The 1,256-nt window shown below is 34.2% G+C and carries 1 protein-coding gene; it reads left to right on the top strand.

Features of this window, described 5'->3' with window-relative positions; translation table 11 throughout:
* Window positions 1–1,256, top strand: a 1,256-nt coding sequence (gene mutS / locus FUA24_RS01105) for a DNA mismatch repair protein MutS (protein WP_148539681.1), incomplete at both ends; no start/stop codon positions are given.

Genomic DNA, 1,256 nt, shown 5'->3' on the forward strand with positions numbered 1-1,256 from the left:
TTAAAGAAACCTTAAATGAAGATGCTCCAGTAAATGTACTTAAGGGAAATACTATTGCAGCGGGTTTTTCATCAGAGCTAGATGAATTAAGAAGCTTATCACAATCTGGAAAAAATTATTTAGATGATATGCTGCAACGCGAAAGTGAACGTACAGGTATTCCGTCACTAAAAATAGCATCAAATAATGTTTTTGGGTATTATATTGAAGTACGTAATACACACAAAGATAAAGTACCAGCAGATTGGGTTAGAAAACAAACCTTAGTAAGTGCAGAGCGCTATATTACCGAAGAACTAAAAGAGTATGAGGCTAAAATTTTAGGCGCTGAAGATAAAATACAAGCCATAGAACAACAATTATTTGCAGATTTAGTGGTTTGGATGGGGCAATACATAAAAGCAGTGCAACAAAACGCCCATTTAATTGGCCAATTAGATTGTCTTTGTGGTTTTGCACAATTAGCAAATGAAAATAATTACGTGTACCCAACAATTGATGAATCATTTGATTTAGAAATTAAAAACGGACGTCATCCTGTTATTGAAAAACAATTGCCTCTAGGCGAAGCGTACATAGCTAACGATGTGTTTTTAGATAGAACTGTACAGCAAATAATAATGATAACAGGGCCAAACATGTCTGGTAAATCGGCCATTTTAAGGCAAACAGCGCTTATTGTTTTATTGGCACAAATAGGAAGTTTTGTGCCTGCCGATACAGCTAGAATAGGGGTTATTGATAAAATATTTACACGAGTTGGTGCCAGTGATAATATTTCTATGGGAGAATCTACCTTTATGGTTGAAATGAATGAAACCGCTTCTATTTTAAATAACATGTCTGAAAGAAGTTTGGTACTTTTAGATGAAATTGGGCGAGGTACAAGTACCTATGATGGTATATCAATAGCTTGGGCAATAAGTGAATATTTACATGAGCATCCTGCCAAAGCAAAAACATTATTTGCAACCCATTACCATGAGCTTAATGAAATGACAGATACTTTTGAACGTATAAAAAACTTCAATGTATCAGTAAAAGAGTTGGAAGATAATGTGTTGTTTTTAAGAAAGTTAGTAGAAGGTGGTAGTGCGCATAGTTTTGGTATTCATGTAGCTAAAATGGCAGGCATGCCACAACAAGTACTGCACAAAGCCAATAAAATTTTAAAGAAATTAGAGCAATCACATTCTAGTGAAGAGTTAACAGATAAAGTAACAGCTGTTGAAAATGATATGCAACTTAGTTTTTTT

This window comes from Seonamhaeicola marinus (assembly GCF_008085455.1).